The sequence below is a fragment of the Pseudomonas sp. RGM2987 genome, assembly GCF_022952855.1.
Classification (GTDB): Bacteria; Pseudomonadota; Gammaproteobacteria; order Pseudomonadales; family Pseudomonadaceae; genus Aquipseudomonas.
The window spans coordinates 1-255 of the sequence record NZ_JALJDX010000005.1 but is presented as its reverse complement, the minus strand read 5'-3'; the positions used below and the strand labels follow the sequence as shown (position 1 = coordinate 255).

Sequence of the window (255 nt, the reverse complement as noted above, 5' to 3'; positions counted from 1 at the left end):
GGTGATAGCCCTGTACGCGAAAGGATCTTAGAAGTGAAATCGAGTAGGACGGAGCACGAGAAACTTTGTCTGAATATGGGGGGACCATCCTCCAAGGCTAAATACTACTGACTGACCGATAGTGAACTAGTACCGTGAGGGAAAGGCGAAAAGAACCCCGGAGAGGGGAGTGAAATAGATCCTGAAACCGTATGCGTACAAGCAGTGGGAGCCCACTTTGTTGGGTGACTGCGTACCTTTTGTATAATGGGTCAG

Annotated in this window: 1 rRNA gene; it reads left to right on the top strand. The window is 49.4% G+C overall.

What is annotated here, in order from left to right:
• Positions 1 to 255, top strand: a 23S ribosomal RNA gene (locus RGM2987_RS00015); the annotation flags it as partial.